The organism is Halobacteriovorax sp. HFRX-2_2, from assembly GCF_043196705.1.
In the GTDB taxonomy this organism is placed as follows: Bacteria; Bdellovibrionota; Bacteriovoracia; order Bacteriovoracales; family Bacteriovoracaceae; genus Halobacteriovorax_A.
Map to the genome: position 1 here is coordinate 399,171 of NZ_JBEBMT010000002.1, position 26,075 is coordinate 425,245.

At 36.5% G+C, this 26,075-nt stretch carries 28 protein-coding genes and 1 tRNA gene; 20 read left to right on the forward strand and 9 right to left on the reverse strand.

Going from position 1 to position 26,075, the window contains the following annotated elements; genetic code table 11:
- Positions 1-82 precede the first annotated feature (82 nt).
- Both ABMA79_RS07130 and ABMA79_RS07135 read right to left on the reverse strand, forming a co-directional pair.
- Positions 83-1,054, reverse strand: coding sequence for a cytochrome-c peroxidase (locus ABMA79_RS07130; protein WP_392858764.1), 972 nt, complete (start codon positions 1,052-1,054; stop codon positions 83-85).
- 69 nt (positions 1,055-1,123) lie between these two features.
- Entirely contained in the window at positions 1,124-1,657 is a 534-nt protein-coding gene (locus ABMA79_RS07135) for a hypothetical protein (protein WP_392858766.1), read from the reverse strand.
- Positions 1,658-1,766: 109 nt separating this feature from the next.
- Between ABMA79_RS07135 and ABMA79_RS07140 the strand changes: the two genes are divergently transcribed.
- From ABMA79_RS07140 to ABMA79_RS07150, 3 genes are all read left to right on the forward strand, one after another.
- The gene (locus ABMA79_RS07140) at positions 1,767-2,144 is read left to right on the forward strand and encodes a rhodanese-like domain-containing protein (RefSeq protein WP_393091344.1); all 378 of its coding nucleotides are present in this window, start codon (positions 1,767-1,769) and stop codon (positions 2,142-2,144) included.
- Positions 2,145-2,277: 133 nt separating this feature from the next.
- The gene (locus tag ABMA79_RS07145) at positions 2,278-3,021 is read left to right on the forward strand and encodes a helix-turn-helix domain-containing protein (RefSeq protein WP_393091347.1); all 744 of its coding nucleotides are present in this window, start codon (positions 2,278-2,280) and stop codon (positions 3,019-3,021) included.
- Between the two features lie 87 nt (positions 3,022-3,108).
- Entirely contained in the window at positions 3,109-3,633 is a 525-nt protein-coding gene (locus ABMA79_RS07150; protein ID WP_393091350.1) for a hypothetical protein, read from the forward strand.
- Between the two features lie 44 nt (positions 3,634-3,677).
- Here ABMA79_RS07150 and ABMA79_RS07155 read toward each other — a convergent pair whose 3' ends face one another.
- Complete coding sequence (locus ABMA79_RS07155) at positions 3,678-6,071, reverse strand: methyl-accepting chemotaxis protein (protein WP_393091353.1); 2,394 nt, start codon at positions 6,069-6,071, stop codon at positions 3,678-3,680.
- 257 nt (positions 6,072-6,328) lie between these two features.
- On the opposite strand from ABMA79_RS07155, the gene ABMA79_RS07160 reads away from it, so the two are divergent.
- The 4 genes from ABMA79_RS07160 to dbpA all read left to right on the forward strand — a co-directional run bounded on the left by ABMA79_RS07160 (position 6,329) and on the right by dbpA (position 9,626).
- Complete coding sequence (locus ABMA79_RS07160; RefSeq protein WP_392858774.1) at positions 6,329-6,916, forward strand: Crp/Fnr family transcriptional regulator; 588 nt, start codon at positions 6,329-6,331, stop codon at positions 6,914-6,916.
- 54 nt (positions 6,917-6,970) lie between these two features.
- Positions 6,971-7,441: a DMT family transporter gene (locus tag ABMA79_RS07165; RefSeq protein WP_392858777.1), complete on the forward strand. Its 471-nt coding sequence runs from the start codon at positions 6,971-6,973 to the stop codon at positions 7,439-7,441.
- Positions 7,425-8,177, forward strand: a complete 753-nt coding sequence (locus tag ABMA79_RS07170; RefSeq protein WP_393091356.1) for an arylamine N-acetyltransferase — start codon at positions 7,425-7,427, stop codon at positions 8,175-8,177. The genes ABMA79_RS07165 and ABMA79_RS07170 overlap by 17 nt, the downstream gene beginning before the upstream one ends.
- A gap of 69 nt (positions 8,178-8,246) precedes the next feature.
- A complete protein-coding gene (gene dbpA / locus ABMA79_RS07175) occupies positions 8,247-9,626 on the forward strand; it encodes an ATP-dependent RNA helicase DbpA (RefSeq protein WP_392858781.1) in 1,380 nt (459 codons plus the stop codon).
- A gap of 10 nt (positions 9,627-9,636) precedes the next feature.
- On the opposite strand, the gene ABMA79_RS07180 is transcribed toward dbpA, so the two are convergent.
- Positions 9,637-10,266: a hypothetical protein gene (locus tag ABMA79_RS07180; protein ID WP_392858783.1), complete on the reverse strand. Its 630-nt coding sequence runs from the start codon at positions 10,264-10,266 to the stop codon at positions 9,637-9,639.
- Positions 10,267-10,411: 145 nt separating this feature from the next.
- On the opposite strand from ABMA79_RS07180, the gene ABMA79_RS07185 reads away from it, so the two are divergent.
- The gene (locus ABMA79_RS07185; RefSeq protein ID WP_392858785.1) at positions 10,412-10,858 is read left to right on the forward strand and encodes a YiiD C-terminal domain-containing protein; all 447 of its coding nucleotides are present in this window, start codon (positions 10,412-10,414) and stop codon (positions 10,856-10,858) included.
- Here ABMA79_RS07185 and ABMA79_RS07190 read toward each other — a convergent pair.
- Positions 10,848-12,068 carry an NAD(P)/FAD-dependent oxidoreductase gene (locus tag ABMA79_RS07190; RefSeq protein WP_393057354.1) on the reverse strand — a complete coding sequence of 407 codons (1,221 nt, stop codon included), beginning with the start codon at positions 12,066-12,068 and terminating at the stop codon, positions 10,848-10,850. The two genes, ABMA79_RS07185 and ABMA79_RS07190, sit on opposite strands and share 11 nt — an antisense overlap.
- An 88-nt stretch (positions 12,069-12,156) precedes the next feature.
- Here ABMA79_RS07190 and ABMA79_RS07195 point away from each other — a divergent pair, with 88 nt between their 5' ends.
- The 8 genes from ABMA79_RS07195 (at position 12,157) to ABMA79_RS07230 (ending at position 18,404) form a co-directional block, all read left to right on the forward strand.
- On the forward strand, positions 12,157-13,065 hold the full coding sequence (locus ABMA79_RS07195; protein ID WP_393057356.1) for a LysR family transcriptional regulator: 909 nt from the start codon (positions 12,157-12,159) through the stop codon (positions 13,063-13,065).
- Between the two features lie 32 nt (positions 13,066-13,097).
- Positions 13,098-13,490: a MepB family protein gene (locus ABMA79_RS07200; RefSeq protein ID WP_393092451.1), complete on the forward strand. Its 393-nt coding sequence runs from the start codon at positions 13,098-13,100 to the stop codon at positions 13,488-13,490.
- 16 nt (positions 13,491-13,506) lie between these two features.
- Complete coding sequence (locus tag ABMA79_RS07205; protein WP_393091359.1) at positions 13,507-14,349, forward strand: EamA family transporter; 843 nt, start codon at positions 13,507-13,509, stop codon at positions 14,347-14,349.
- Positions 14,339-14,806 carry a GNAT family N-acetyltransferase gene (locus ABMA79_RS07210; protein ID WP_392858798.1) on the forward strand — a complete coding sequence of 156 codons (468 nt, stop codon included), beginning with the start codon at positions 14,339-14,341 and terminating at the stop codon, positions 14,804-14,806. Before ABMA79_RS07205 ends, ABMA79_RS07210 begins: the two co-directional genes overlap by 11 nt.
- Positions 14,807-14,843: 37 nt before the next feature.
- On the forward strand, positions 14,844-16,106 hold the full coding sequence (locus tag ABMA79_RS07215) for an NCS2 family permease (RefSeq protein WP_393091361.1): 1,263 nt from the start codon (positions 14,844-14,846) through the stop codon (positions 16,104-16,106).
- 15 nt (positions 16,107-16,121) lie between these two features.
- Entirely contained in the window at positions 16,122-16,775 is a 654-nt protein-coding gene (locus ABMA79_RS07220; protein WP_393057363.1) for an NAD(P)-dependent oxidoreductase, read from the forward strand.
- A 59-nt stretch (positions 16,776-16,834) separates the two neighbouring features.
- Positions 16,835-17,266: a thioredoxin family protein gene (locus tag ABMA79_RS07225; RefSeq protein WP_392858803.1), complete on the forward strand. Its 432-nt coding sequence runs from the start codon at positions 16,835-16,837 to the stop codon at positions 17,264-17,266.
- Between the two features lie 319 nt (positions 17,267-17,585).
- The gene (locus ABMA79_RS07230; protein WP_393057365.1) at positions 17,586-18,404 is read left to right on the forward strand and encodes a C1 family peptidase; all 819 of its coding nucleotides are present in this window, start codon (positions 17,586-17,588) and stop codon (positions 18,402-18,404) included.
- 2 nt (positions 18,405-18,406) lie between these two features.
- Here the strand turns inward: ABMA79_RS07230 and ABMA79_RS07235 are convergent, their stop codons facing one another.
- The gene (locus ABMA79_RS07235; protein WP_393091364.1) at positions 18,407-19,384 is read right to left on the reverse strand and encodes a 2-hydroxyacid dehydrogenase; all 978 of its coding nucleotides are present in this window, start codon (positions 19,382-19,384) and stop codon (positions 18,407-18,409) included.
- Positions 19,385-19,489: 105 nt separating this feature from the next.
- Between ABMA79_RS07235 and ABMA79_RS07240 the strand changes: the two genes are divergently transcribed.
- The 3 genes from ABMA79_RS07240 (at position 19,490) to ABMA79_RS07250 (ending at position 21,942) form a co-directional block, all read left to right on the forward strand.
- Entirely contained in the window at positions 19,490-19,981 is a 492-nt protein-coding gene (locus ABMA79_RS07240) for a hypothetical protein (protein WP_393091366.1), read from the forward strand.
- A 40-nt stretch (positions 19,982-20,021) separates the two neighbouring features.
- Complete coding sequence (locus tag ABMA79_RS07245) at positions 20,022-20,489, forward strand: YaiI/YqxD family protein (RefSeq protein WP_393091368.1); 468 nt, start codon at positions 20,022-20,024, stop codon at positions 20,487-20,489.
- A 148-nt stretch (positions 20,490-20,637) separates the two neighbouring features.
- A complete protein-coding gene (locus ABMA79_RS07250; RefSeq protein WP_393057370.1) occupies positions 20,638-21,942 on the forward strand; it encodes a DEAD/DEAH box helicase in 1,305 nt (434 codons plus the stop codon).
- 29 nt (positions 21,943-21,971) lie between these two features.
- Here the strand turns inward: ABMA79_RS07250 and ABMA79_RS07255 are convergent, their stop codons facing one another.
- The 3 genes from ABMA79_RS07255 to ABMA79_RS07265 all read right to left on the reverse strand — a co-directional run bounded on the left by ABMA79_RS07255 (position 21,972) and on the right by ABMA79_RS07265 (position 24,785).
- Positions 21,972-23,027 (reverse strand): M4 family metallopeptidase, encoded by a 1,056-nt coding sequence (locus ABMA79_RS07255; RefSeq protein ID WP_393091371.1) that lies wholly within the window; start codon positions 23,025-23,027, stop codon positions 21,972-21,974.
- A 499-nt stretch (positions 23,028-23,526) separates the two neighbouring features.
- On the reverse strand, positions 23,527-24,258 hold the full coding sequence (locus ABMA79_RS07260) for a hypothetical protein (protein WP_393091373.1): 732 nt from the start codon (positions 24,256-24,258) through the stop codon (positions 23,527-23,529).
- A gap of 450 nt (positions 24,259-24,708) precedes the next feature.
- Positions 24,709-24,785, reverse strand: a tRNA-Asp gene (locus ABMA79_RS07265).
- Between the two features lie 180 nt (positions 24,786-24,965).
- Between ABMA79_RS07265 and ABMA79_RS07270 the strand changes: the two genes are divergently transcribed.
- Positions 24,966-26,051, forward strand: a complete 1,086-nt coding sequence (locus tag ABMA79_RS07270) for an SO_0444 family Cu/Zn efflux transporter (RefSeq protein WP_393091376.1) — start codon at positions 24,966-24,968, stop codon at positions 26,049-26,051.
- Positions 26,052-26,075: the final 24 nt, after the last annotated feature.

The window sequence follows — 26,075 nt, forward strand, 5'->3', positions numbered from 1 at the left end:
TCTTCTAGATAAATTTAATCGGATTTAGATGATTATTATCAGGAAAAGTGAAAAAAGGCGTGAAGATTCACGCCTTTATTAATTATAGTTTTGGTAAAGCTTTAGCTTCAAGAGAACCAAGGAAGGCCTTGATACTTTCTCTGTCTTCAGCTGAGATTTCAACACCTAGTTGGTGCTTGGCCATAATAGTGATCGCCTCATCAAGTGTTTTAACACTTCCATCATGAAAGTAAGGTGCTGTCTTTGTGATATTTCTTAGAGTAGGTACCTTGAAGAAGAACTTATCATCTTCATTCTTAGTTACTTCAAAACGACCTTTATCTTTAGTCGGGTACTCTTCAGCAAGTCCTAGCTTTTGAAACATTCCACCTCCAATATTGGCACCATCGTGGCATGTCGTACATCCAATCTCATTGAATTTTTTAAGCCCAACTTTTTCTTGGTAGCTTAGAGCTGAATGATCACCGTTTAAGTACTCATCATAGCGGCTAGGTGTTAGAAGTGTCTTTTCAAAAGCACCAATGGCAACACCTACATTATTGAAGTTGAATGCTTCTTTGTTCCCAAATGCTCTTTCAAAAAGTGCTCGATACTCTTGTGTATCGATTTTCTTCATAGCATCTGAAGCCTGTGCTAATCCATGTTCAACTGGATTTAGGATAGGTCCTAATGCTTGCTCTTCGACGTCTTTTGCTCTTCCATCCCAGAACTGTAAGAAGTTTAGGGCGGCATTGTAAACTGTTGGAGAGTTACGTCCACCAAGGGTCCCATCATGACCTGGTGATGTTGGAAGATTATCGACTCCAAACTGATCAAGTTTGTGACAAGAGTTACAAGAAATGGTGTCATTTATTGATAGCTTCTTTTCAAAGTAAAGTGTCTTTCCTAAGTGAATAAGGTCTTTGTTAGATTTTGCATCAATTAAAGATGCAGGTAGTGGAGAAAGAACTCCATCAACTTCTGAAAGTAATCCCTTATCATCAAATTCTTTAACCTCTTGCTTGTTACAACTAATAGCAAGTACGAACATACCTAAAAGCATGCACTTCTTCATGTCTTCTCCCTCTTAAAAAATGGCGTTATCAACTCATTATATCGGATTTATTAAATTCTAAAATAGGTATTATTTCTCATTTAGAAAGTTAATAACCTTCTTCTCTAGAGGGGCCTTTGTTAGGCCTGCTTTTCTGGCCGTCTTAGTAGCTTCTTCTTTTGATAGTCCTTCATATTGATAGAGGTGAGTTAAATACCAAGCAGCGGCACGATTACCACTTGAGCAGTGAATATAGATCTTCTTGTCTTTGTTATTGTTAATGATTTTAGAGATCTCACTTAGAGAGTTTTCATCGATCTCCTTGTCTTTATTGAAGAAAGGAATTTGGTGATACTCAAGATTAAGCATCTTTGCTGTTGCTTCTTCATCATAACCCTTGAACTCATTCTTTCCTCTTAGATTTATAACGACTTCATAACCATCTTTCTTTGCCTTACTTAAAGTAAGCTTTGTCGGTTGTGGGGCAATTGCTAAGTGGCTTACAACTTTTGCTTCATCATATGTTGTAACAATAGGTGCTTTTTCAACATTGTGAGAAGTAGAGCATCCCGTAAAGAACAATGCCATGAGAATTGTTGTAAAAATAGCTGTCATCGATTTCATATATTATTCCTTTTTTTATTTAATTTAAAATTAGCATACACTTAAATAGTTAAATGATATTTGACCTACATCAAATATTTATTCAAGATAGTGGCATAGGATGATTTATATGGAAGAACTTATTCAATTTATACGACAAAATATGATTTTTATTTTTATTTTCGCCTTTGTCATGTGGCGAATTTATCGCTTTTTTAAGGCCAAGAACGAAGTTCAAAGAATCTTAAAAGAGAATAATTATCAATTAGTCGATGTTCGAAGCGAAGGGGAGTTTCAAGGATTCTCAATACCGAATTCAATAAATATTCCAATCGATCGCTTAGGCGCTGAATTTGAAAAACTCGACAAGAATAAGTCTGTCATTGTCTACTGTGCTTCTGGCGGAAGAAGCTCCATGGCCAGACTACACCTTATGAGACTCGGGTTTAAGAACGTAGTCAATGCTGGGGGTGTTCACGCTCTATCTCGTCTCCTAACTCAAAAATAAGGGATAAATTCGATAAAATTTACCCTAAATCAGCTTTTTGGTACCAAATATTGGTGCTTTTGTGTTAGTTATTTAAAATAGTTCAGAGGTGAACTACTTTCTCTTCATTAACTTACTTAGCAAGGAGAATGAAATGAGAAATGATGTATTTATTGCACTAAAAGACGTAATGAAAGTTCGAAAGGTTAACTATAAGGACTTGGCCGCTCGTATCGACATGTCTGAATCGGGCCTTAAGAAGCTTATGGCCGGCCAGGACTGTTCTGTAAGTAAATTAGACCAAATATGTGATGCGCTAAATATCAATTTAGGAGAGCTGTTTTCGATTGCCCAACAGTCCAACGACTCAGTCCTAAAATTAGATGATAAACAAGAAGCTTTATTCCTAAAAAAACCAATTATCTATCACTTTTTCACAGAGTTACTTTCTAGTGATGGAGACTGGAAGGCCGTTGTTAAAAAGCACCGTCTTGATAAGAGTGAGTCTCTATCAATGCTTAGAAGTTTGGATAAGGTTAATCTCATTGAGTTGGGAGAAAATGATCGCGTAAAGCTACTATTTAAAGGAAGTGATATTAATATCTCTTCAAAATTAGGTGCTTTGGTAAGTTTTAATATTGATCGATATTTCTTCGAATATGCCCAGGAACAATTCAAGTTAGAGCAAAAGACTTCACGTGGATCTAGAGGAAGCTTTTACTTAAAAAAAGAGTCAGTCACAGACTACCTTAAGGCCCTTGATGATTTACAATTAGAATTTGCTAAGAGGTCAAAGAGAGAGGAGCTTCTTTATGGAAGTGAGAAGCTTGAAAATATAACTTTCATGTCTTATCTGGCCACTGACTTCAGGGCAACTGACTATGTATTTACTAAGTAAATAATTCAAGATCAAAGTTAATTAATGTTATTTACTTTTTAGGTTGCTATACCTCGATAAAATTTTCGTTATCTTTTAGGAGTATGTATGAGTGGTTTTTTTAACACTGTAGGGATTATTGCAATTATATGCCTTGTCGTTCTTGGGATTGCTGTTTTTTCATCTTTCAAATATTCGAAGGATGAGGAGGGAAAGGTAACTCTTTCTCTTTTTTGGGGAGCTATCAAAGTAAATGAAAAAGAGCAGAAAGTTAATATCCTAGGAGACTTCATTGCAGTCGATGGGCAAGATGAAAAAGTGAAAGTCGGTGGACTCGTTGATGTTGATGGAAAAAATGAAATCGTAAATGTCGACAATGGAAAGGTCATCGTTGACGGAAAAGAGAAGATTATTAAAGTTAAGAAGGACCTTGTTGTCGAAGTAAAAGAAGATCACGTTATTATCAATAATAGTTTTGATTCTAATATCCTAAAAATTGTTACTTCTTTAAAAAAGAAAGATGATAAGAATTTTAAAATAGAGGGACGAGTAGTAGGAGAGGATGATGTTTATCTTATTCTAGAGCCTAGGGATTCCTCTAAAATGAATATCAATGTAAAGTTTGAGTCTTAATAGAAAATAGAAAAAAAGAAGCGCCACTTCCGTGACGCTATTTCTTATATTACATCTTTAAATCTTGAATCATCTGCACTAATTGAATCTGCATCAACTAATTCTAGATTTTTCTTCTTTTTAGCAAATGGCATCTTGATCACTGGCCTAACTGGGCTTGCCGCTACCGGTTGCGCATCTGAAATATTTTCTCCAAATACAATCATTTGAATATCTTCGACAATTCTTGAAAGATCATTTGACTGCTCTTTCAGTTCTGCTGCCTTTGATGAAGAAGTATGTGCAACTGATGTATTCTGTTGTGTTACTGCATCAAGCTGTTGAACTGCTGTTGTGATCTCGTTTACACCTGCTGATTGCTCAGTTGATGAGGCAGCGATTTGTCTAACAGAGCTATTTACTTCATTAAAGCTTTCTAGAATCTCACTTAATACAGAGTCACATGTTTTAATCTCAACTAAACTTTCATCAACAGATTTCTTACCGTGCTCAATAATCCCAGACATTTTAGACTTTGAGTTTTCAACAGTACGATGTACTTGGCCAATACTTCTTTCAAGTAGTTCCGTAATTTCTTGGGCCGCCGTACCACTCATTGCAGCTAGGGCACCAACTTCCTCTGCTACAACCGCAAATCCTTTTCCATGCTCTCCTGCTCTGGCCGCTTCAACTGAAGCATTGAAAGACAGTAGCTTCGTTTGGAAAACAATATCATTGATAACTTTTGTTTTTTCCGAGATCTCATCAATTACTTTTGTAATATTTTGAATTTCAACATTATTTTCTTCTACACTTTGAATAAGGACTTCATTATTCTTATGAATATCCTCAATCTTATGTTTTACACTGCTTACATACTCTTTACCTTCTTGTGCCTTGGCCTGACTCTTTTCAGAAAGGTCAGAAGTCGTATTAGCATTTTCAGAGTTCCTATCGACCATCGCTGAAATTTCAGTAATTGAAGCAGATGTCTCCTGTAAACTGGCCGCTTGCTGCTCAGTTGCTGAAGAGAGATCAGATGAACTCTGTGCAAGAGCGTTTGCCGAGTTTAGAACATTATGTGCTCCAAGCTTAAGGCCCTCTGCAAGCTTTACAAGGCTATTAGAGATTGTTTTTGCAAATGTTAGAGCAAGAAGTAAAATTGCAATCCCTGAAATTGTAATTAAAGTCATGATAACCTTTCTTACTGTATAAAGTGATGCCAGTGCTTCATCTTCATCCATTTCACTTAGGATATACCAGTCAAGTCCTGCAATACTTAGTGGCTTGTATGCACTAATTACATTTATATCTCTATAATCTTCAAAGATTTCAGCTCCAGTTTTTCCTAGAACAACATTATCTGCACCAAGAGTATCAATCTTAGCTGCAAGGGCAGATGTTTTCTTCGATTTCATATAATTGATCGCGCTTTCGCTTAGACCTACTTTTTGCATAGTCTTAAAGAAGTTAGCTTCGTCTTCAACAAGAGTTCTCGAAACACTTCTCATCACTTTATCTTTACCGATAATATAAGTTTCTCCTGAGTCTCCTTGACCTTGCTCTTTCCATTTTTCATCACTTGTTAAGATTTGATTGATCTTTGCAACTGGTACTTGGAAAACTAGTACAGCACTTAACTTATCATTCTCAAAGATTGGTGCTGAGATAAACTGAGCAGGTGATTCGTAGCTTGGGTAATACTTTTGAATATCTGTAAAGAAAACAGCATCTTTAGATTTTGCATTTACTGCTAGGTTATATGCTTGCGCTAGTCCTGAACTTGCATATGGACCAGTCTTAAGGTTTGTTGCAAAGTCAGCTTCTTTGAAGACAGAATAAATAACTTCGGCCTTTTGAGCATCAATTAGAAAAATATCATAATAACCAAATTTATTTAAGTAAGTGCGAAATGCATCATGATATCTTTCATGTGTTTTAGAATAATTTGTACCATCTTTAAGTGATACTAGTGCATCTTTTGATCCTAGAGGATTATTATTAGAACTAATAAAGGCGTCTTGAAGAAGTAATTCATTCTTACTTAACTCTCTAATAATTTCACTTGTTCTATCAAATTCTTTTCCAATATTAGTTTTATTATATTGACCGCCAAACTCATTAGCATAAAAGGATGTGAGTGCTGATTTAGCTGCATTAAAGTCAGTTCTAGTTTCTATCTCAAATGATTGAAAAGATTTTTTAAATTGTCTTGCGGCATCAATCGTTGAAATATTTTGGGCCAGGGCCGAGACTTGGCCACCCATTGTCTTATATAATTCCTCGAGCTGAAAGCTGCGTCCTTCACGTATCGAAATTAGCATATTCTCAGCATTCTTATGAAGAGTCTTGTCGACATTATTTAGAACGACGAATGTTATTGTTAATGAAGGTAGTAGGCCCGCCAATAAGAACCCGAGAACCAATTTTTTGTTTAGGGAAAATTTACTAATGCTCATTAACTATCCTTTTTTATTAGCATAAAATAATATTGTTAACTGGGTTATCGAATGTTTTCTAAATAACTTTATAGAAAATATTGGCATTTTATTTGTAAATGCATTGTATTTAACCTGTCAAAACCTCTTAGAAACGGTGTGTTAGAGGGCTTTTGCTAAAAATTGCTGATTTTTATTATAAAAAAACTCTAAGCAAAAATTATTAAGCTCTAGTAAGACTATTGTCTGAGCTTAGTTTCATCATTAAAATATTAGCAATGGAAGCCATCAAATTTTTAAATGAAGTCATGAATTCGTACCACGAGCTATCAAGTAATTGCTGGGAAGAGCTGCAAGAAGCCTTTAGAGTGAAGTCATTTAAAAAGGGGACAGTTTTAGTCGACTTTGGTGACACCCCAACAAAGTTCTACTTTGTCTATAAAGGCCTTGTTAGGGCCTACTCAATGGGACAGGATGAGGCCGCCAAGGAAGTTAACAAGAACTTCTTTGATGAAGGAAGGTTTCCATCTGCAGTAGTGGCCTCGCTTGATAAGAGTCCTTCTGAGATTTGTATCGAAACACTAGAGGATTCAGTTCTAGTGGAAATTGATCATGCCAAATATCGCCAGTTACTTGATAAGTACGAAGACTTAAAGTGGTACCATATCAAATACCTTGAGAGGCATTGGGTAAAAGAAAAAGAGCCTGTGGAAATCTCTCTACTGGATGGTGAGGCCAAAGAGCGCTACCTCTCATTCATTGAAGAAAACCCTGGCCTAGCAAAACGCGTTCCTCTTTATCACTTAGCATCGAAGCTTGGAATTACGCCAACTCAATTGAGCCGAATAAGAAAATCAATTAATTGATTATTTTCAACATATGTAAAGGAAGTGGCCTAGAAATTTCTATATAGTAAGGGCATGACAAATCTTGTTTTAGTTCTACTATCTATTTTATCGGGGGGCCTTATACTTTTACAAAGTAGTCTAAATGGCCAACTTTCTAAGTATACTCAAAACCCTTTCTTTTCCTCGTTTGTACTTTACTTTTTTAGTGCCGTTTTCATGATGTTAATTTTTGTAAGCACACGTCTTAAGATACCAAACTTACAAGTTATAAAAGAGATCCCTCTCTATCTTTGGGTGACAGGTAGTATCCTAAGTATTGCGGGCCTAACTCTCGTTTATTGGTTAATGCCAATTTTAGGGGTTTCAAAGGTTTTAAGTGGTATAATCACAGGACAGATAATAGCTGGAATGATTGTTTCTCATTTCGGTTTTTTCGACTTACCTGTGATTGAAATAAATCGTTATAAGATTCTAGGTGTAGCCTTTTTATTTACAGGTGTATACTTAATCAATTGGAGTGCTATTAATGAAACAATTAAATAATGAAATCAAAAACTTCTTAGTTAAAAATACTTTCAACAATATTGATATACTAATTAGTAATAGGGCCATTCTAAAACTAGATACAGAAAGTCTTTACGATAAGTTAATTGTGAGAAAACGTGGAGGTTATTGCTTTGAAAATAATCAATACTTCTATACACAATTGAAAGAAGGGGAAAACGAGGTTAGGAGAGTTCTTGGTCGAGTTGTCTATGGAGATACTCCTGATAATAAACCAAGATCTCATCAGGCCACTGTTATTATGATTGATAATAATCAATATCTAGTTGATGTGGGCTTTGGCCCTTATACTCCTGGAGCAGCTATTCCATTAAGTGGAGAAGAGGTTGAGAGCTTTAATAAGAGAGTTTATCGAGTTACAAAAATAAATGAGGTTGATTATCAACTAGAGATTGCAAAGAAAGATGGTTTCTTTTCTCTCTATCAATTCAACCTTGCTAATTATAATGATGCTGACTTTAAAGTGGCCAACTACTATACCAATACGCATGATGATTCAAAGTTTACGACATCACTAGTTCTCTCTCAGCAAATTGAAAATGGGACAAGATTTATTAGTAATCTTCTGTACTCGGAAATATGTGGTGAGCAGAGAAGAGATATTGAAATTAAATCTGCATCCGAGATGTATGAAATTATCTCTGGAGTATTCAATGCACACTTTAGTGAGCAGGAGTGTGAGGATTTATTCAAGATTGTAAGAAAATTCATTTAAACTAAGCTGTGGTGATTAACTCTTATTGTTTTGGTTGACGAGGCGTCAATAAAAAGAGAAAAGATTATTATGAGTAATAATTTCGCTAGTTTAAAAATTGATATCCGTTTAAAGAGAAACCTAAAAGATTTAAAATTTGAAGAGATGACTCCTATTCAAGAGGAAGCTCTACCTATTATTCTTGAGGGAAAAGATATAATCGCTCAGGCCAAAACAGGTAGCGGGAAGACCGTTGCATTTGGACTGGGAGTTCTTAACTCTATCGATTTAAAACAAATTAGACCTCAATGCTTAATCTTATGTCCGACAAGAGAACTTGCTGAACAAGTGGCCATGGAGTTAAGAAAGCTTGCTCGAGCTATTCCAAACTTAAAGGTTTTAACGATTACGGGTGGAAGCTCTGAATATCATCAAGAGAAATCACTGGGACACGGTGCTCATATTATAGTTGGAACTCCTGGGCGAGTTATAAAGCTACTTAAGAGAAAAATTCTCATTCTTGATTTTGTAAAGCAATATGTACTCGATGAAGCTGATCGAATGTTAGATATGGGCTTTATTGACGATATCTCACGAATCTCGACCTATGTTCCTAGAGATCGTCAAACGCTCTTATTCTCAGCCACTTTTCCTGAGGACATTGAAGAGCTTAGTAAGAGGCTACAAAATGATGCCGTAAGGGTAAGTGTTGACGTTACTCATGAAGGATCAAATATCAAAGAAGAGTTTTTTCAACTAGAATCTCATAAAGATAAGATGTCTGCTCTTATTAAAGTTTTGGCCGCCTATCAGGCGAAGCGTTTTATTGTCTTTTGTAAAACAAAGAGAATCTCTGATACTGTGGCCGATGATTTATGTAAGAACGGAATAATTGTTGAGTCAATTCACGGTGACCTTGATCAAAACGAGAGAACTGCTGCACTAACGATGTTCTCAAATAAGAGCTTAAATGGAATTGTCGCTACTGATGTTGCGGCAAGAGGTATTGATATTAAAGATCTCGACCTTGTTGTGAATTTTGACCTCTCTAATGACCCAGAAGTTTATGTTCATAGAATTGGAAGAACTGGACGAGCGGGAAGCGAAGGAAGAGCTGTTAGTTTTCTTGTTGAACAAGAACTAGAAAGCTTTGAGAAAATTTGTGAATATCAAAAAACAGATTATCAATTAAAAGACCTAGAAACTCTTTCTGGTGAGAATGAATATAATATTAAACCTGAGATGGCGACGATCTATATTCGTGGAGGAAAGAGAGACAAGCTACGCCCTGGAGATATTGTTGGCGCAATTGTTGGTGAAGCTAAAATAGACTCAAATGAAATTGGCGATATCTCTGTGACAAAGAGAAGAACTTACGTTGCTGTAAAGTCTGAGCTCGTTAAACACGTTCTTAACAGTCTTAGAAATGGTAAGATAAAGAATCGCCGTTTTAAATCGGTTATTTTGTAAATTTCGCCTCTTAAAACCTTGTTAAGAATTCAAAGTAAGTTGCACCGTCTAACATAAAAGTTGTGTAAACTTCAGTATTTTGTCCAATCTTTCCGCCGATTGGAGCAGTGTTAATATCTGAGAAGTCATAATTCTTATCACCAAACTCTTTGATCACAAAAACAAGTAGACCTGCACCTTGTGAAAGAAATTCTCCTAGACCATTTTCTTTGGCCACAGCGTAGGCAACCTTAGAAAAACCTGCATGACACCATTTATTTGAAATATCACCTTGATTGTGAAGAGCACTACAAGGATCATCATTTTCAGTGAAATAATCTGACTTAGGGTTCGATAAGAAAAGGGCCGACTCACGACTTAATCCTAAGACTTTAAATTCTTGAGGTCTCTCTTCATTATTCTTTATATACTTTTCAAAGAAGATTGAGGCAGCTCTAGCTGATTGCTCACTATCTCCAATTACTATATCTTTGTACTTATCAGAAAGTTCAACATACTCTCTGGCCATTCGTGAATAAGAGTCTTCTTGTGCCAGCATCATATTTGGTTTGATGTTAAATCGCATATCCCTTACGTCTTGCGCATTAGCAAGAGCTGAAAAAGATAGTAGGATAGTTAGTGGCATTATCAATTTCTTCATATGTCGTCCTCTTAATTATTTTGAATATCTTAACTAATTACATAAACAGAATGTGAAAATGTGAAAAAAAGAGGGCCTGTTCTGAGATTAGACAAACGTAATTTCATATGCTTATACTATAATTTAAGAGGTGGAGGTAATTGAAATGAAAGAGATTTCCGAACAATACAAGCGTGATCTACTAGAGTCGATTCCAGTCGTCTCAGAAATGAACCTTGAGATTAAGACTGTAGAAGATCAGAAAATCGTACTAAAAGCTCCTTTAAATAAGAATATTAATTATGAAGGAACAGCGTTTGGTGGAAGTATTAACACTCTCGCAATTCTTTCTTGTTATCTCCTAACTCACCATACGATGAAAATTCACGATATTGATTTTAATTCCCTCGTTATTCAAAATAGTGAAATCGATTACCTTATGCCAGTTGATTCAGACTTTGAAGCTGTGGCAGAAATTGACGAGGCTTCAGTTACTAGTTTCATTCGATCTCTTAAGCGTCGAAAGGTCGGCCGCTTAAATGTTCACTCGAAGATCATGGTAGGAGACAGCATAAGAGCAAGCTTTAAGGGCCGCTTTGTCGCTACTTTATAATTCGTATTCTTCTTTTGTTAGAAATAAGAGACCATGCCCATTGCATAAAGACCATGAGCTTATTTCTAAAATTAATTAAAAAGAATATGTGAACAAGACTCCAGGACAGCCAGGCAAGAGGTCCTGCTAGCTTAATTCCTTTCCATTCTAAGACCGCCTTGTACTTTCCCACTGTGGCCATGGAACCCTTGTCTAGGTACTTAAAAGCAAAACGTTTATTCTTGATTAACTGCTTAGCAAGATGCTTGCCCTGCTGGGCCGCAACTGGAGCAAGAGAGGGGAGAGGGGCTCCGTCTTGCGATTTAAAGTTTGCAGCATCACCTAAGATGAAAATTTCAGGATAATCTTTTAGGCTTAAGTCTTCTTCTATTATTGCTCGGCCCATTCTGTCTTGTTCGACACCAAGCTTAGAGATTAACTTTGTTGCACGATTTCCAGCTGCCCATATGATATTCTTCGACTCTATTCTCTGATTCTTTGTTTGCACATAATCGTCACCAATTTCTTCAACAATTTCATCTGTTAAAACCTTTACTCCCAAATCTTCTAGGTATCTCTTTGCCTTTTCTGAAGTCGGATGAGTATAGCTAGAAAGTATCTGCTGGCCCCCTTCAATAAGATAGACCCTAGTTAACTTGGGATCGAAGTCGCGGTATTCGTTTACAAGGGTTTTATAGGCCACTTCTGCAAATGCTCCTGCCAGCTCAACACCAGTAGGGCCACCACCAATAATAACAATATTTAGCTTCTTTTCTTCTTCATTAAGCTTTATCTCTTCTTTTTCAAATGAATCAAGGACACGGTCTCGAATATTAAGAGCATCAGTTAGAGTCTTTAGGCCAGGGGCACTCTTTTCCCAATCCTCATTACCAAAGTAAAAGGGCCTTGATCCTGTCGCTACTGCAAGATAGTCATATTGATATTCATCACCACTCTTACATTTTACAATGTTAATGTCTTTATCGATGGAAACCACTTCTTGCATATGTACTTTGATATTTTTGGCATGAGATAAAATTTCACGTATTGGCATTGAGATATCACCTGGCGAAAGAGAGGCCGAGGCAACCTGATAGAGTAAGGGGTGGAATAGATGATGATTCTTCTTATCTAGGATAACGACTTCAAATGAATCCTTATTGGCAAGTCCTTTGGCCAAGGCTATGCCAGCAAAGCCTGCTCCTATGATTACTACTTTTATCTTTTTCATAATAGTCCCCTTGATCTGCTACATGTCAAATTTAAATCATCTTTGTAGTTGAAACAATAAGGTTAATTTGAAATAATTTATTTCCAATATGGAAATAATTGAGAAAACCACATTTGACCGTTTATATGCCCTACAAGTTGCAACTGTTGTTGCACGTGAGGGGACATTTGCCAAAGCGGCAAAGGTATTAGGAACTTCGGCTTCAAATATTACAAAAGAGATTCAAAAGCTTGAAAGTTATTTAGGTGTCATTCTATTTAAAAGAACAACTCGATCTTTTGTTCTCACTGAAGAGGGGCATCTAACACTAGAGAGGTCTAAGAACCTCTTAGAGGAATTGAATAACTTAGAAGAACAGCTCCATGGAGTTGTTGATTCGGTAAAGGGAGTCATACGTATTACTGCTCCTACGACAATTGGACAGAGCTTCTTGGCCCCAATATTTGCTGAATTTCAACTACATTATCCTTATGTCGAGATTGATCTCATTTTAACGGATCGAGTTCTTGATCCTGTTGAGCATAATATTGACTTAAGTATTAGGACCGCATTTCAATTAAAGGATTCGTCTCTTTATATGAAAAGAGTCACCCAAATTGATCGTGTTATTTGTGCTTCTCCAAGGTATATTGATCATTTTAAAAGGCCGACGAATCTTGAATCTCTTAGTAAGCATAACTGTTTGTTATATCTAAGGGGAGATAGTCCTTTTATTTGGAGTTTTAAGAAAGGACAAAAGATAAGTCATATTCAAGTACAAGGATCATATAAGTCGAATAATTTGATGTCACTTATAAAGGCCTGTGAACTTGGTGTTGGAATCTTAAATGTACCTCGCTACTTAGTTGATGAACAGATCCAAAGTGGTGAACTCGTCGAATTATTTAAGAGTTGGGAGCTACCATCACATAGCTTATTCTTTCTAACTTCTCGTAGGCCCTCTAGTTCAAAGAAATTAGAAGTATTGGAAGAGTTTTTATCGGAGAGATTGACATAAAAAAGATAAGTGAAAAACTTGATTCATATATTATTCATGAGGAAGCGCAGGAATATAATGGTTGTTCATATATATATGAAGGAAAGTACTATATTCAACGATCTTCCAAAGTAACACCTAAGAAAATTGGCCAATTTGTCACATTGTGGAAGAGAGACGAAAGTGGTAAAACAATACCATACCACTTAAATGACCCTCTCGATTATGTTTTGATTATTTGCGATACAGAAAGTGAACAGGGTTACTTCTTATTTCCAAAAGATACTCTAGTGAAAAAAGGTATTCTCTCTAGTGAATATAAAGAAGGAAAGCGTGGATTTCGTCTTTATCCCAAATGGGATCAACCTACTAGTAAACAGGCAATCAGTTCACAAAAATGGCAACTCGATTATTTCTTCAATGGAACTTTTCAAGGGATCCGTTAGAAGCTAGTATGGCCTAATGAAAAGATTAATACTTGTTACTGTTTTATGGGCATTTTCATTTAGTCTAATAGGTCAATATATTGCTGGTAAGATGGATACCTATCTGGCCATATTTCTAAGACTCTTTTTCGCATTCTTAGTCTTTGTCCCATTTTTAAATATCAGAACTCTTTTTAGAGTCGAATCTCTTAAGACGATGCTCATTGGAATATTGCAAATTGGGGTCATGTATCTCTTTTACTACAATTCCTTTAAGTATCTATCTGTATCAGAAGTAGCACTCTTTACCATTTCAACACCTCTCATTATTTCAATTATTGGAAATATTATCGAGAGACGATTTATCTTAAGACAACTTTTCAGTGTTATCTTAGTTGTTTTTGGTGCTGCCATTATAAAGTGGAGTGAGATCTCAAATGATTATATTATTGGCTTCTTGCTTGTACAGGGAGCAAATATCTCTTTTGGTCTAGGACAAGTTCTTTACCGCAAGGTAATCTCTGAGCAAAATCAGATGCAAAAATTTGCACTCTTCTTCTTAGGTGCGCTCATTCCTATTTCAATCGTCTTAGTTTCAAGGACAACAGTTGATCTTTCTCAAATTTCAACTTTGCAATGGGGTGTTTTACTGTGGCTTGGCCTAGTTGCCTCTGGTGTGTGTTACTACCTTTGGAATACTGGCGCTAAGTTGGTCTCTTATGGAGAGCTAGCTGTTATGAATAATGCTGTTATTCCTGCGGCCATTCTCGTTAACGTCATCTTCTGGGGAGCAAAGATTCAATGGACATCATTTCTACTCGGTGCCTTCATTATTATTTGTGGTATTTTGATTGAAAATAGGAAGCCCCTTGAGTATTAGTGTCAGAAAATATAGAGAAGATGATAGTCTCGAATTACTTAAGCTATTTAACAGGACTATCCATACTGTTAATATAAATGACTATAATTCTACTCAAGTAAATGCTTGGGCCCCTAAAGAGCGTGACCTCGATGAGTGGTGCCAGTCTTTCTCTAACAGAGAAGTCTTCATTATCGAAGTCGATCAAGAGATTGCAGGCTTTAGTGATCTTGAGCTAGATGGCCATATCGACCGCTTCTATATCTCATCAGAGCATATAGGCCAAGGAGTAGGTGAGAAGCTTTATCTTGAAATTGAAAAATGTGCTAAATCTCATGCTATTCAAAAGCTCTTTCTTGAGGCCAGTATCACTGCAAAACCTTTCTTTTTGAAAATGGGTTTTGAGATGATAGAGAAACAGGTTGTGACATTAAGAGGAGTGAATTTTATTAATTATCGTATGTGTAAATATATTTAAGTTTTTTTGTCCTGAACTTAAATGATAGAATACATGTATGAAAGAAAATAGTATTCGCACAGAAGTCATAGCAGGAATCACAACCTTCTTAACGATGAGTTATATTATTTTTGTCAATCCACTCATCTTATCATCAGATGGTACAGGAATGTCCTTTTCTGCTGTTATGACAGGGACTATTTTGGCCAGCTTTGTTGCAACTCTTCTTATGGGCTTCATCGCAAAGCTACCTTTTGCCCTTGCTCCTGGAATGGGGCTTAATGCTTTCTTTACTTATACTTTAATTCTCGACCAAAAAATCCCTTGGGAGCAAGCCTTGGGCCTTGTCTTTTGGTCAGGTGTTGTCTTTGTTATCTTGTCAGTGACGCCATTTAGAGAGAAGTTAGTTAAATCGATTCCTAAGAATTTAAGAATGGCCATGGCCGTTGGGATCGGTATTTTCCTTGCATTCATTGGTCTTAAGAATACCGGCATTATCATTGACCATCCAGTAACACTTGTTCAAACAGCACCACTTTCAATTGAGGGGACAGCGGTCATCCTTGGTTTTGTTCTTATTATTGCCTTATTTAAGAAGAATATTCCTGGAAGTCTTCTGATAGGGATATTTTTTACTTGGACACTAGGAGCTCTCTTTGGAAAGTCGACTCTTCCTGAAAACTTCTTTGCAACTCCTGACTTTAGCTACTTTATGCAAGCAGATATCTTGGGGGCTTTAAAAATTGCTTATATCCCAAGTATTCTCACTCTTATGATGACTGATCTTTTTGATTCTTTGTCGACTTTTATTGGCGTCGCAGAGACGGCCAGTCTTAAAAATGAAAAGGGTGAAATTAAGAATATGAAACAGGCCCTAACTGTTGATGCACTTGCGACTCTCTTTTCTGCATTCTTTGGAACTTCTACGACGACAACCTTTGTCGAAAGTTCCGCTGGTGTAAGTGTCGGTGGCCGCACAGGATTAACATCAGTTATTACAGCAATCTGCTTCCTTCCGTTTCTCTTTCTTGCTCCATTTGCACAGTCCATTCCAAGCTATGCAACGGCCCCTGTTCTTATCTTTGTTGGGATTCTCATGTTTAAGAATATCTCATCAATAAATTTTGAAAAATTTGAAGAAATGATTCCTGCATTCTTATGTATTGTTCTTATTCCACTAAGTTTCTCAATTACAACAGGGATAATGTGGGGATTGTTTGTACATACTATTTTATATATTGTAGCTGGTCGCATAAAGGACTTAAGTCTAACAGAGTGCTTACTTTCTATTGTTGCTTGTTTATATATTATTTATCATTAATTAAATGGGGTTTTAATGAAAGTTTGTATTATTGGAGCATCTGGAAAGCTTGGCCAGTATATGCTTAAGCATTGTTTAGAGCGAGGTTATGAAGTCAATGCTGTATGCCGAAGTCAAAGTGTATCAAAGCTAGATACCTTTAGCGATAAGATTACAATTTTCCCTGGTCAGACAGATGATAGAGAGATCATTAAAAAGGCCGTTGAAGGTTGTGATGGGATCTTAACAGTTCTTGTCCCTTGGGGTGTTAACGATTATTCATCTGGTACTGCTCAGGCCGTTCTCGATTTTGCAAAAGAAGGTGCCAGACTTATTTTCTCTTGCGGATGGCATATCTCAAGAGATGGAAAAGATAAGTATAATTGGCAAATTAAATTTCTCGTTCCTGTTATAGCTTTCATCGCAAAATTATTTAGGCTTGTTGATATTAGCGACCAAGAAAGGGCCTGTGAAAAAATCTTTGCAAGCGATAAGAAGTGGACAGTCGTTAGGGCCAGTGATCTTGAGGAAGGGGAGAGTGAAGGACTTCCTATTTGGAGAGAGCATGTAGGTGATCCTGATCTTGCAAAGAATCGTACACGTCGTATTGATTTTGCACTCTTTATGGCCCAGGCCATGACAAATGATGAATTGATACATAAATCGCCTGCAATAGTGAGTTGTAAATAATTGATCTCCATCAAATATTTTCAATAGGCTTTTTGATATAATTAGGTGAGGAGAATTAAATGAAGAAAATTATTATCTGTGATTCATGTGGTGCAATTAATCGAATTGATACGACAAAGCTTTCTGCCAGTGGAGCTGTATGTGGAAAATGTTCTAAAGACTTGGACACTAGAGCAAAGGTTCAAAGTATTACCTTTGATAAGCTAGAAAAAATTATTCAACACTCTGAGCTTCCTGTCTTTGTTGACGCTTACGCAGATTGGTGTGGCCCGTGTAAAATGTATGGACCAACTTTTACGGAGTTTGCTCAAAAGAATTGGCAGTCTGCAGAGTTTTATAAAATCGATACTGAAAAGAATCCAATGATCTCGGTTAAGTATGGTATTCGTGGCATTCCCACGACTCTAATCTTTAAAGAGGCGAAGTTAGCGCATTCACAAAGTGGTGTTTTACAAGTTGTGCACTTAGATCAAATGCTTTCTAATTTTTAAATTAACTAATAACTTTAATTAGTTCCATATTTTGGTACTTTGAAATCTGTTGTTCTGCGCTATCTCAATATAGGGTATGATTTTTTCATCATCTAAATCTCATTAGGTGAATAATTGAAGGAGCATATTATGTTTAACTACTTAGGTACTATCATTATTAAATAATTTCGAAGCCTCCTTAAGCGGAGGCTTTCTCATTTGTACATATTTTCAAACCCTTACAGTTCAACAATATTGTAAAAGTAACTGATTCCTTAGAAGTCATTTGAAGAAGCTCTTCCTTTCTATTAAATTCAGCGAGAATAAAGAAGGGAAATTCATGAAAATCATAATCTTAAGCCTATTATTATCTCTTGGTGTTAACGCTGAAATGGTGTCGATTAGACAATATCAAACTCCAGTTAAGAACCAAAAAGACAGAAATACATGTGCATACTTTGCGGTAACTGCCATGCTTGAGGGTGCTATTAAGAAGAGATTTGATATGGAGTTCGATATTTCAGAGCAATTTCAAATCTACTATGGAAAAGAGCACTTTGGAGAATATCCAAATGCTGAGCATGGGTACACTTACGAAATTGCACGTAACTTTCGCAATCAATACTTCTTTGTCGAGGAGACCCAGCTTCCTTACCAAATGAGTTATTTTGAAAATAAAGGCCCTTGCTCACAATATGATCCATTTGATGAAAGTGCGCCGTCTTATTGCTTCTCTCATGCTCCAGTCGATACTAGCTCGCTTAAGAGAGTGAAGGTGGATGGGTTAGAAGTTAAAATGGTCACAAATCTGTGGAGCTCTTGGAAATCCAAAACTGATTTATACGAAGACGAAATTAGAAGTGGTAATGGCCTTGTTGCAACAGTTCTCGTTTATTCTCCACTTTGGAAAAATGCCCATGTGACACTTCCTGATGAAACTTTTGCAAAGTGTGAATCGGGTGAAGTCGCCTGCTATGGCCATGCGATTCACTTTACTGGATACGACAAAGAAAAGAGAATTTTTCAATTTAAAAATAGTTGGTCAAGTGAGTGGGGCGATGAAGGATATGGTTATATGTCTTATGACTATGTAATGAAGCATGCAGTTGATCCCATCTCATTTAGATGGGACCGTTTCTTGGCCGATATCAGAAAATAATATTAAACAAGATATTTAAAACTCTGACTCTCAATAGAATTAATACTTTCAAATGTTGTCTGTGCAATATTACTTAATGCCTCATGAGTTAAGAAAGCCTGATGAGAAGTAATTAGAACATTTGGAAAAGTCATTAACCTTGCTAGGTCATCATCTTGAAGTACGTCTTGAGAGTGATCATCAAAGAATAGATTTTCCTCTTCTTCATATACATCAAGACCTGCAGCTAATATCTTCTTCTCTTTTAGGTTTTTAATAAGGGCCTTCGTATCGACGAGCCCTCCACGACTTGTATTAATAAGAACGACACCGTCTTGCATTTTAGCAATATTGGCATCATTAATGAGATGGTATGAGCTTTTATTGAGAGGAATATGAAGTGAGATGATCTTCGACTCTTTTAAAATTTCGTCAAAGCCAACATACTCAACACCCAGCTTCTCTAGCTCAGAGTCTTTTGTTAGGTCAAACGCTAGAACTCGACATCCAAAACCAAGGGCAATCTTACAAAAGGCATTCCCAATCTTACCCGTACCAATAACTCCAATCGTTTTCTTATAAAGGTCAAAACCGACAAGTCCATCGAGATTAAAATTATTCTCTCTAACGCGATTATACGCCTTATGAGTTTTTCTATTTAAAGTTAGAATCATTGCCATCGTATGCTCTGCAATGGCCTGAGGAGAGTATTCTGGCACTCTTGTTACTGGGATGGACTTAGACTTAGCATAGTCAAGATCGACATTATTAAAGCCTGCACATCGTAGAGTGACTAATTTAATACCAAAATCACTTAGCTGGTCTAGTACCTCTTTATTCACTTTATCATTTGTAAAAACACAAACTACATCATGACCTTTAGCAAGTGGTGCAGTTTCTTGATTAAGTTGCTCTTTGATGAATGTGACTTTGTGTCCATTCGCTTGCTTTAATAAATATTCTTTTTCAAAATTATGGGTACTAAAAACAATTATCTTCATCGTTCTCTCTCGTTAGCTTATCTATTAAACGGCATTAATTTATGTCTAGTATATGATACTAAATTTGTTAAAATTGTAACTTATAATCTTTAAATGGAGTTCTTCATGAAACAAATGGTATTATTATCTTTAATTTCAATACAGTCTTTTGCTCAATTATCGACAATAAGACCAGATAACTCTGTTGTTATTGAAGATTATTGTATTTGTAAGGAACAAAAAGATATTCGAGTATCAGCAGGCGAGAGTTGTACTCAAGTATGTCAAAATACTTCTTTTGATTTAACAACGATGATTGCTAAAACTAGTGTAGGGGATGATATTTCTACCAACCCTGACTTAAGAGATCTTAACGGTTGGTGTTCTCACGATCTTGATAATGGAGCACTTAATCCAGCTTCATGCACATTAGTCGTAACTGATGAAGCAGGGGATCAGTATCGATTACTTCCAAAAACATATAATGGCACGAATTCATTTGAAGTTATTTTAAACGACCTTGCTACGAGCAAAGGCTCCGAATACTCTTTTTATTTGGAAGAAAGTGGTAGTGGTGTTGAGTTCGCTAGAAGTAAAGAAGGATATATTTCTTTTTAATGTTCATGAACTTTAAATGGGAATTATAGGAACTTAGTTAATGAAAAAACAAGAATTTAAAATATGGGTGGATGCGGACGCTTGCCCTAAAGTTATAAAAGAGATTCTTTTTAAAACCTCCATCCGTCTACAAATTCCACTCGTTCTTGTTGCTAATTCTTATATGAATATTCCACTTCATGAATTAATTTCTTTTGTAAAAGTTGAAAGTGGAGCCGATGTCGCTGATATGTACATCGCTGAACATGTTGAACTTCAAGACCTTGTTATTACTGCTGATATTCCCTTGGCAGCAGAGGTTGTAAAAAAAGGGACGCTTGCTATTAACCCACGCGGAGAGCTCTATGATGAAGAGAACATTGGAGAGCGCCTTTCAATGAGAGATTTCATGCAAGAGCTAAGAGACGGTGGAATGGTAACAGGTGGCCCCGATGCATTTGGCCCCAAGGATAAGCAGAAGTTCGCGAACTCGTTAAATAAAATCCTTTCTAAGAAAGGGTATCAGTAAATATAGTTTATACTTTGAATGATAAAGATTGACTTGTACCGTAAATAAAGAGATGAAGGGTATTGATCTGGATACATTTTAAATATTTGCCTTTGCTAGTATTTGGATTAAGCAACGGCACTAATGCTTTAAAGCAAGGATATTTAATATGTCATCAGTCAATTCATTTGATTCTCTTAAGCTATTACCTGAAATTCTCTCTAGTCTTAAAAAGAAGGGCTATACAAAACCTACTCCTATTCAGGCGGGCTCAATCCCTCACTTACTAAATGGTGGAGATATCCTTGGGATTGCTCAAACTGGAACTGGAAAGACTGCTGCGTTCTCGCTACCAATACTAAATAATCTTGGCTCTAATAAAATTAAAACAAAGCCAAGACATATGAGAACTCTCATTCTTACGCCAACGAGAGAATTAGCATCGCAGATTAATGAAAATATTGAAGAATACGGAAAGGGCCTAGGCATAAAAAGTACGGTTATCTTTGGTGGAGTTAAACCAAGGCCTCAGATTCAACAGTTAAAGAAGGGAATGGATGTCATTATTGCAACTCCAGGTCGCTTTCTAGACCTCATGGGTGATGATCATATCAAATTTACTCAACTTGAAACCTTTGTTCTTGATGAAGCCGATCGTATGCTTGATATGGGCTTTATTCGCGATGTAAATAAGATCATTGCTAAGCTTCCAAAGAAGAGACAGACTCTATTATTTTCAGCAACAATGCCTCAAGATATTGTGAATCTTTCAAAGAAGCTTCTTGTTAAGCCAAAGAAAGTAGAGGTTACTCCAGAGTCAACAACTGTCGAAAGAATTGATCAAAAAATTAATTTCGTTCATAAAACAAATAAGCCAAAACTTTTAAAAAGTATTTTAGAAGATCAAACAATTGAGCACGTGCTTGTTTTTACAAAAACAAAGCATGGAGCAAATCGTGTCGTAAAGCATCTTGAACAAGTGGGAATTACGGCCGCGGCCATTCATGGGAACAAATCGCAAAGTGCACGTGAGAAGGCCCTTGGTGGATTTAGAAAAGGTGACATTAGAGTTCTTGTTGCAACTGATATTGCTGCTAGAGGAATCGATGTTTCTCACATCACTCACGTTATTAATTACAATCTTCCAGATGATCCTAAAAGTTATGTTCACAGAATCGGTCGAACAGCAAGAGCTGGCCGAGATGGAGTTGCTATTTCATTTTGTGATGACACAGAAAAGAACCTTTTAAAGGATATTGAGAAAACGATTAAGTATCAAATTCCTCAAGATAAGGATCACCCATTTCATGGTGTCGCAGGAGCTCCTACACAACCTCAAAATAATCGACGTCCAGAAAAGAAGAAGCAGGCCTCTTCAAGAAGTGGTGCGAAGTCTAAAGGCAACAAGACGAGTAAGTCGAATAATCAGCAAAGAAGTGCAAGACGCAGACGTGCTGCAAGTAAAGCGAAGTAGATTAAAATAGGTTAGTGGGATTGCTTCTTTTATGGCCCAATATGCTTCCATACAGAAAGCAGGGTTTTAAGTGTTTGCTTATGATTTAAGTCTTGGGCTTCATTTAAATATTTAACTGTTGCCAACTTTATATCCCTGATAGTTGAATTCTTATTAAGATATTTCATGTAAGCATTGAAAAAAACTTCAGTTGCAACTTCATATCCTACACCCTCAAATTCAGCTGTTCCCTCAGACAAGAGATAAAAAGCATTCGTTACTATGCCTGCATTATAATAAACATTAGGGCCATTAGGCTTGTATTCGTCAAAGTTACTTGCTTGACCATTTTGTTCTGGGTTTGAAATATCACGTAAGCAATTACCTTGACCAATATATGCTTCATGTCCTAGCTGATAGCAATCTGCACTTGGATTATTTTTAAAGCAAACAAAAACCCCGATAATATCTGCAAATGCTTCATTGAGTGATCCCTGGTCACCATCGGAAGCAAGTTCTATTGTATTTGCTAACAGCCCATGAGCAAATTCATGGGCAACGATTCCAATACTTGCAGACAAGTGTGTGTGATCTGAAATATCTGAACTCTGCCCGAATGTAATTATATTTTTATCTTTATCCCACCATCTTGCATTATCATTAAATGAGCCTTTTTTTAAAAGCACTGAAATTACTTCCGACCCTTTATTATCAAAGCTATTAAACCCTAAGTGCTCTTTTACGATTCTTATTGTTTTTATAGTGTTAACATGAGTATCTACGAGAGCAGGGTTTGAGAATAAGCAATTTTGTGATTGTACAATTTTTCCTGGTACTCCCCAAAAATCATCAGAGAGAAAATACAATGGATCATTGTTTAGGTTGCCATTGCTGTGACCTGTAGTAGTTGTAACTTTATATTCTTTGGAGTGAAGGTATTGTTGAGCAGTATAAATATTTTCAACAACGTCAAACACCTGAATCTGACCTCGAGAATCTTTACTATGACATGTGACCATACGGTGATCTTTAAACTGATTAGCAAAGTTATAAGGAAAAGCCTTAAGCGATATGAAAATAGATACAAGAGCTAATAATTGATACATATGCTCTTATAAGGAATCTAAATATGAGTCGCAACTTATATAAATATAATCTCAGTATTTTGTAAAAACTACAGGTGATCTAGTTGTGGTACGTCGATACTTTTGGTATTTTTAACGACTTATATTCTTTTGAGAGGTGATTTCTCTTTTCTTACATCTCAAAACTGTATTCTTCACAAGATATTTAGCTTCTTTCAACGATTTAGAGTGATAAATGCGAAAATATGGTCAATATTGGCGGAAGTCGTTCGCTAAGTAGTTGCTTGTGCGAAAAGTATCGACGTACCGATGGAGTTCTCACTGCATTGATTGATTTGTCTGGGCCGTTTTTAGAAGTCATAAAATCAATTTCTTCACCATCTGTTTTTGAAGAAACTCTTATTATTCCGTGGCCACGATTCTCAACTTCATTGTCACTTTTATTAAAGAATGGCTTTTCTTTTAGGTGGCTGTATATTTCTTGAGTGACCTTTCCAATATAGGGCCAAGGTTTAAATTGCTAGAGCCTATATTGCAAATCACTATGTGACTTCCAAGTGTGTGTGATATTTTTCATAAGTAAGGCATTGTCAAATGAGACTGAACCATTTGGAAACAATAACCCATCATTTAAGAAACTAGTTGTTACTTCATTAACTTTTAGATTCGAAACTTCCCATTTATTAGTAATCAATTCCAATCCTTCAAATTTTCTTAATTTTTTATTTGGGGAATAGCCGATAGCACCTTTTCTAAAAAACGTAGATACATGTTCTAAATTTTTAAAAATTGATGACGAAGGAAAAGTTTGAGTTTCGTTTGCATTGATCGATAAGTATGTACCGTCATTGGGACAATTAAATGAGACTTCATAGTTTCCACTTTCTTCTTTAGTACGAAACTTTGAGTAATGATGAATCCCTGGAAAAACTCTACCGCCAACTAAAGAGTTTAAAAATAAAGAAGTGTCTCTACGAGGTATATATACACCTTCATGCTTTATTCCTTTTTCATCGTACCAATAAACTGCAAACCTATGAGCAGCATTTTCTGATGAAACTCCAAAATATTGGGGGAAAAAATTGGGGCGAATATTCTTTAGTCTGATTAAGCAAATTCCACCTATACCGTAGCCATTAACAGAAATAGGCTTGAAAGGCGCGGGAAGTACTTTTTTCATGATCTCTAAGTCAATTTTGAAATTAATAAGGATTCTTCGATCTATTAAGCCTACGATATTCGGTATCTTCATGATTATATTCTATCAAAGGTATCTAATTGGCGCCATGAATAGTAGGAGTAAAAAGTTGGTGTTTTGGCATTTCTAATTTGAAAATTAGTGATATTGAAAATGTTAGTGGGATTGCTTAGTTGGTTACCCTCTTTCGCTCCCATCGTGGTCGCTCATCAGGGTTGCACGGCTTCAATTAGCATACTGCTTTTCATGAAAGAAAATAGTCATTCAAAAAATGTGATTGAGATTGCAGAGCTGGTTACCCGAAAGCTCCCATTATGGTCAGGATGACCGGTATGTCAGCGAGAGGCAGGAGCCGAAGCTGACCGTGGTCGCTTCTGGGTTGAATTGCGTCATCTGCTCCTGCAGATAGCCGCAAACAAAAAAAAAGCCGAGTGGGTTAACTCGGCTTTTAATATCTTAGTCTCCGAAGAGATTAAAACTTGAATGTTACGAAATGAAAAAAAATGGCGGGAGCGAAGGGACTCGAACCCTCGGCCTTCTGCGTGACAGGCAGACGTTATAACCAACTTAACTACGCCCCCTCATTTCGTAAGACTTAATATAGGGACTTCGGTTTCATTCGTCAATAGAAAAATTAAAAAAAAGTTCAATTTTTTTCGCCCTTCTATAAAATTTGTCTAATGAAGAGCGAAAAAGCCAGTAATAAAGGACGTCTTAGAATATTTCTGTTAAGATAAGACTACGAAAAAAAGGTAAAATTTATGAGTTTTTTAACGTCACTTTGGAATTATATTTTAGTCTCTGCTCCGTTTTTAATGTTCGGGCTTCTCGTTGCCGGTATTATTAAGGCATTTATCTCAGTTGAGAGAATTAAAAAGGCCATGGGTGGTAAGGGCCTAATGGGTGCCATTAAAGCATCTATCCTTGGAATCCCTTTACCTCTATGTAGCTGTGCTGTTATTCCTACGGCCGCTACTCTTAAGAAGCAGGGGGCTTCAAATTCCGCTACTTCTGCATTTCTAATTGCAACGCCTGAGTCTGGAGTTGATTCAATTGCCATGACTTATGGAATGATGGATATACCTATGACAATTATTCGTCCGATCGCTGCCTTTGTATCAGCATTTGTTGCAGGAGCACTTCAATTAGTTTTTAAGACTGATAAAGATGTTGATCAGGTACAAGCAGAAGCTAAGCCAAGTTGTTGCGGAAGTTCTAAGAAGAAAGATGAAAGTGTTATTGTAAAGCAGAGCTTTGCAAAGAAAGCGAAAGCTTCATTTCACTTTGGTTTTATTGAACTTGTTGATGATATGGCCATTTGGTTGGCCTTTGGAATTGTGGCCGGAGCATTTATTGACTTTGCTCTTCCTGCAAATTTCTTTGATGGCCTTTCTGGTTGGGCCGGAAGGGGAGCAATCCTTCTTGTTGGAATTCCTCTCTATATTTGTGCATCGGCAACAACACCAATTGCAGCTTCACTTGTGATGAAGGGAATGAGCCCTGGTATGGCGCTACTATTTCTTCTAGTAGGTCCTGCAACGAATATTTCAAATATTCTCGTTATCGGTCAGTATATTGGAAAGAGAGGAGTTGTGATTAACCTTCTTTCAATCGCACTTGTTGCCTTAGGTTTTTCATTCTTAACGGATTACCTATACAGTGCTTTTTCTTGGCCACTTAACTTTAATATTTCTCATCACAATCATGAGTCATCAAGCTGGTGGGAAATTTCACTAGCAGTTGCATTTACATTGCTACTTCTTCGCTCGTTACTTTTTGTCGAGCTTCCTAAAAGAGTTAAAAAATATTTTGAAGATAAAGGAAATTCAGGTAGCTGTTGCGGATAACAGCTACCTGTTTAAATATAGAAG

Coding starts and splice junctions, on each gene's coding strand:
- ABMA79_RS07130 (WP_392858764.1), bottom strand. CDS start 1,054: ATGAAGAAGTGCATGCTTTTAGGTATGTTCGTACTTGCTATTAGTTGT.
- ABMA79_RS07135 (WP_392858766.1), bottom strand. CDS start 1,657: ATGAAATCGATGACAGCTATTTTTACAACAATTCTCATGGCATTGTTC.
- ABMA79_RS07140 (WP_393091344.1), top strand. CDS start 1,767: ATGGAAGAACTTATTCAATTTATACGACAAAATATGATTTTTATTTTT.
- ABMA79_RS07145 (WP_393091347.1), top strand. CDS start 2,278: ATGAGAAATGATGTATTTATTGCACTAAAAGACGTAATGAAAGTTCGA.
- ABMA79_RS07150 (WP_393091350.1), top strand. CDS start 3,109: ATGAGTGGTTTTTTTAACACTGTAGGGATTATTGCAATTATATGCCTT.
- ABMA79_RS07155 (WP_393091353.1), bottom strand. CDS start 6,071: ATGAGCATTAGTAAATTTTCCCTAAACAAAAAATTGGTTCTCGGGTTC.
- ABMA79_RS07160 (WP_392858774.1), top strand. CDS start 6,329: ATGGAAGCCATCAAATTTTTAAATGAAGTCATGAATTCGTACCACGAG.
- ABMA79_RS07165 (WP_392858777.1), top strand. CDS start 6,971: ATGACAAATCTTGTTTTAGTTCTACTATCTATTTTATCGGGGGGCCTT.
- ABMA79_RS07170 (WP_393091356.1), top strand. CDS start 7,425: ATGAAACAATTAAATAATGAAATCAAAAACTTCTTAGTTAAAAATACT.
- dbpA (WP_392858781.1), top strand. CDS start 8,247: ATGAGTAATAATTTCGCTAGTTTAAAAATTGATATCCGTTTAAAGAGA.
- ABMA79_RS07180 (WP_392858783.1), bottom strand. CDS start 10,266: ATGAAGAAATTGATAATGCCACTAACTATCCTACTATCTTTTTCAGCT.
- ABMA79_RS07185 (WP_392858785.1), top strand. CDS start 10,412: ATGAAAGAGATTTCCGAACAATACAAGCGTGATCTACTAGAGTCGATT.
- ABMA79_RS07190 (WP_393057354.1), bottom strand. CDS start 12,068: ATGAAAAAGATAAAAGTAGTAATCATAGGAGCAGGCTTTGCTGGCATA.
- ABMA79_RS07195 (WP_393057356.1), top strand. CDS start 12,157: ATGGAAATAATTGAGAAAACCACATTTGACCGTTTATATGCCCTACAA.
- ABMA79_RS07205 (WP_393091359.1), top strand. CDS start 13,507: ATGAAAAGATTAATACTTGTTACTGTTTTATGGGCATTTTCATTTAGT.
- ABMA79_RS07215 (WP_393091361.1), top strand. CDS start 14,844: ATGAAAGAAAATAGTATTCGCACAGAAGTCATAGCAGGAATCACAACC.
- ABMA79_RS07220 (WP_393057363.1), top strand. CDS start 16,122: ATGAAAGTTTGTATTATTGGAGCATCTGGAAAGCTTGGCCAGTATATG.
- ABMA79_RS07225 (WP_392858803.1), top strand. CDS start 16,835: ATGAAGAAAATTATTATCTGTGATTCATGTGGTGCAATTAATCGAATT.
- ABMA79_RS07230 (WP_393057365.1), top strand. CDS start 17,586: ATGAAAATCATAATCTTAAGCCTATTATTATCTCTTGGTGTTAACGCT.
- ABMA79_RS07235 (WP_393091364.1), bottom strand. CDS start 19,384: ATGAAGATAATTGTTTTTAGTACCCATAATTTTGAAAAAGAATATTTA.
- ABMA79_RS07240 (WP_393091366.1), top strand. CDS start 19,490: ATGAAACAAATGGTATTATTATCTTTAATTTCAATACAGTCTTTTGCT.
- ABMA79_RS07245 (WP_393091368.1), top strand. CDS start 20,022: ATGAAAAAACAAGAATTTAAAATATGGGTGGATGCGGACGCTTGCCCT.
- ABMA79_RS07250 (WP_393057370.1), top strand. CDS start 20,638: ATGTCATCAGTCAATTCATTTGATTCTCTTAAGCTATTACCTGAAATT.
- ABMA79_RS07255 (WP_393091371.1), bottom strand. CDS start 23,027: ATGTATCAATTATTAGCTCTTGTATCTATTTTCATATCGCTTAAGGCT.
- ABMA79_RS07260 (WP_393091373.1), bottom strand. CDS start 24,258: ATGAAGATACCGAATATCGTAGGCTTAATAGATCGAAGAATCCTTATT.
- ABMA79_RS07270 (WP_393091376.1), top strand. CDS start 24,966: ATGAGTTTTTTAACGTCACTTTGGAATTATATTTTAGTCTCTGCTCCG.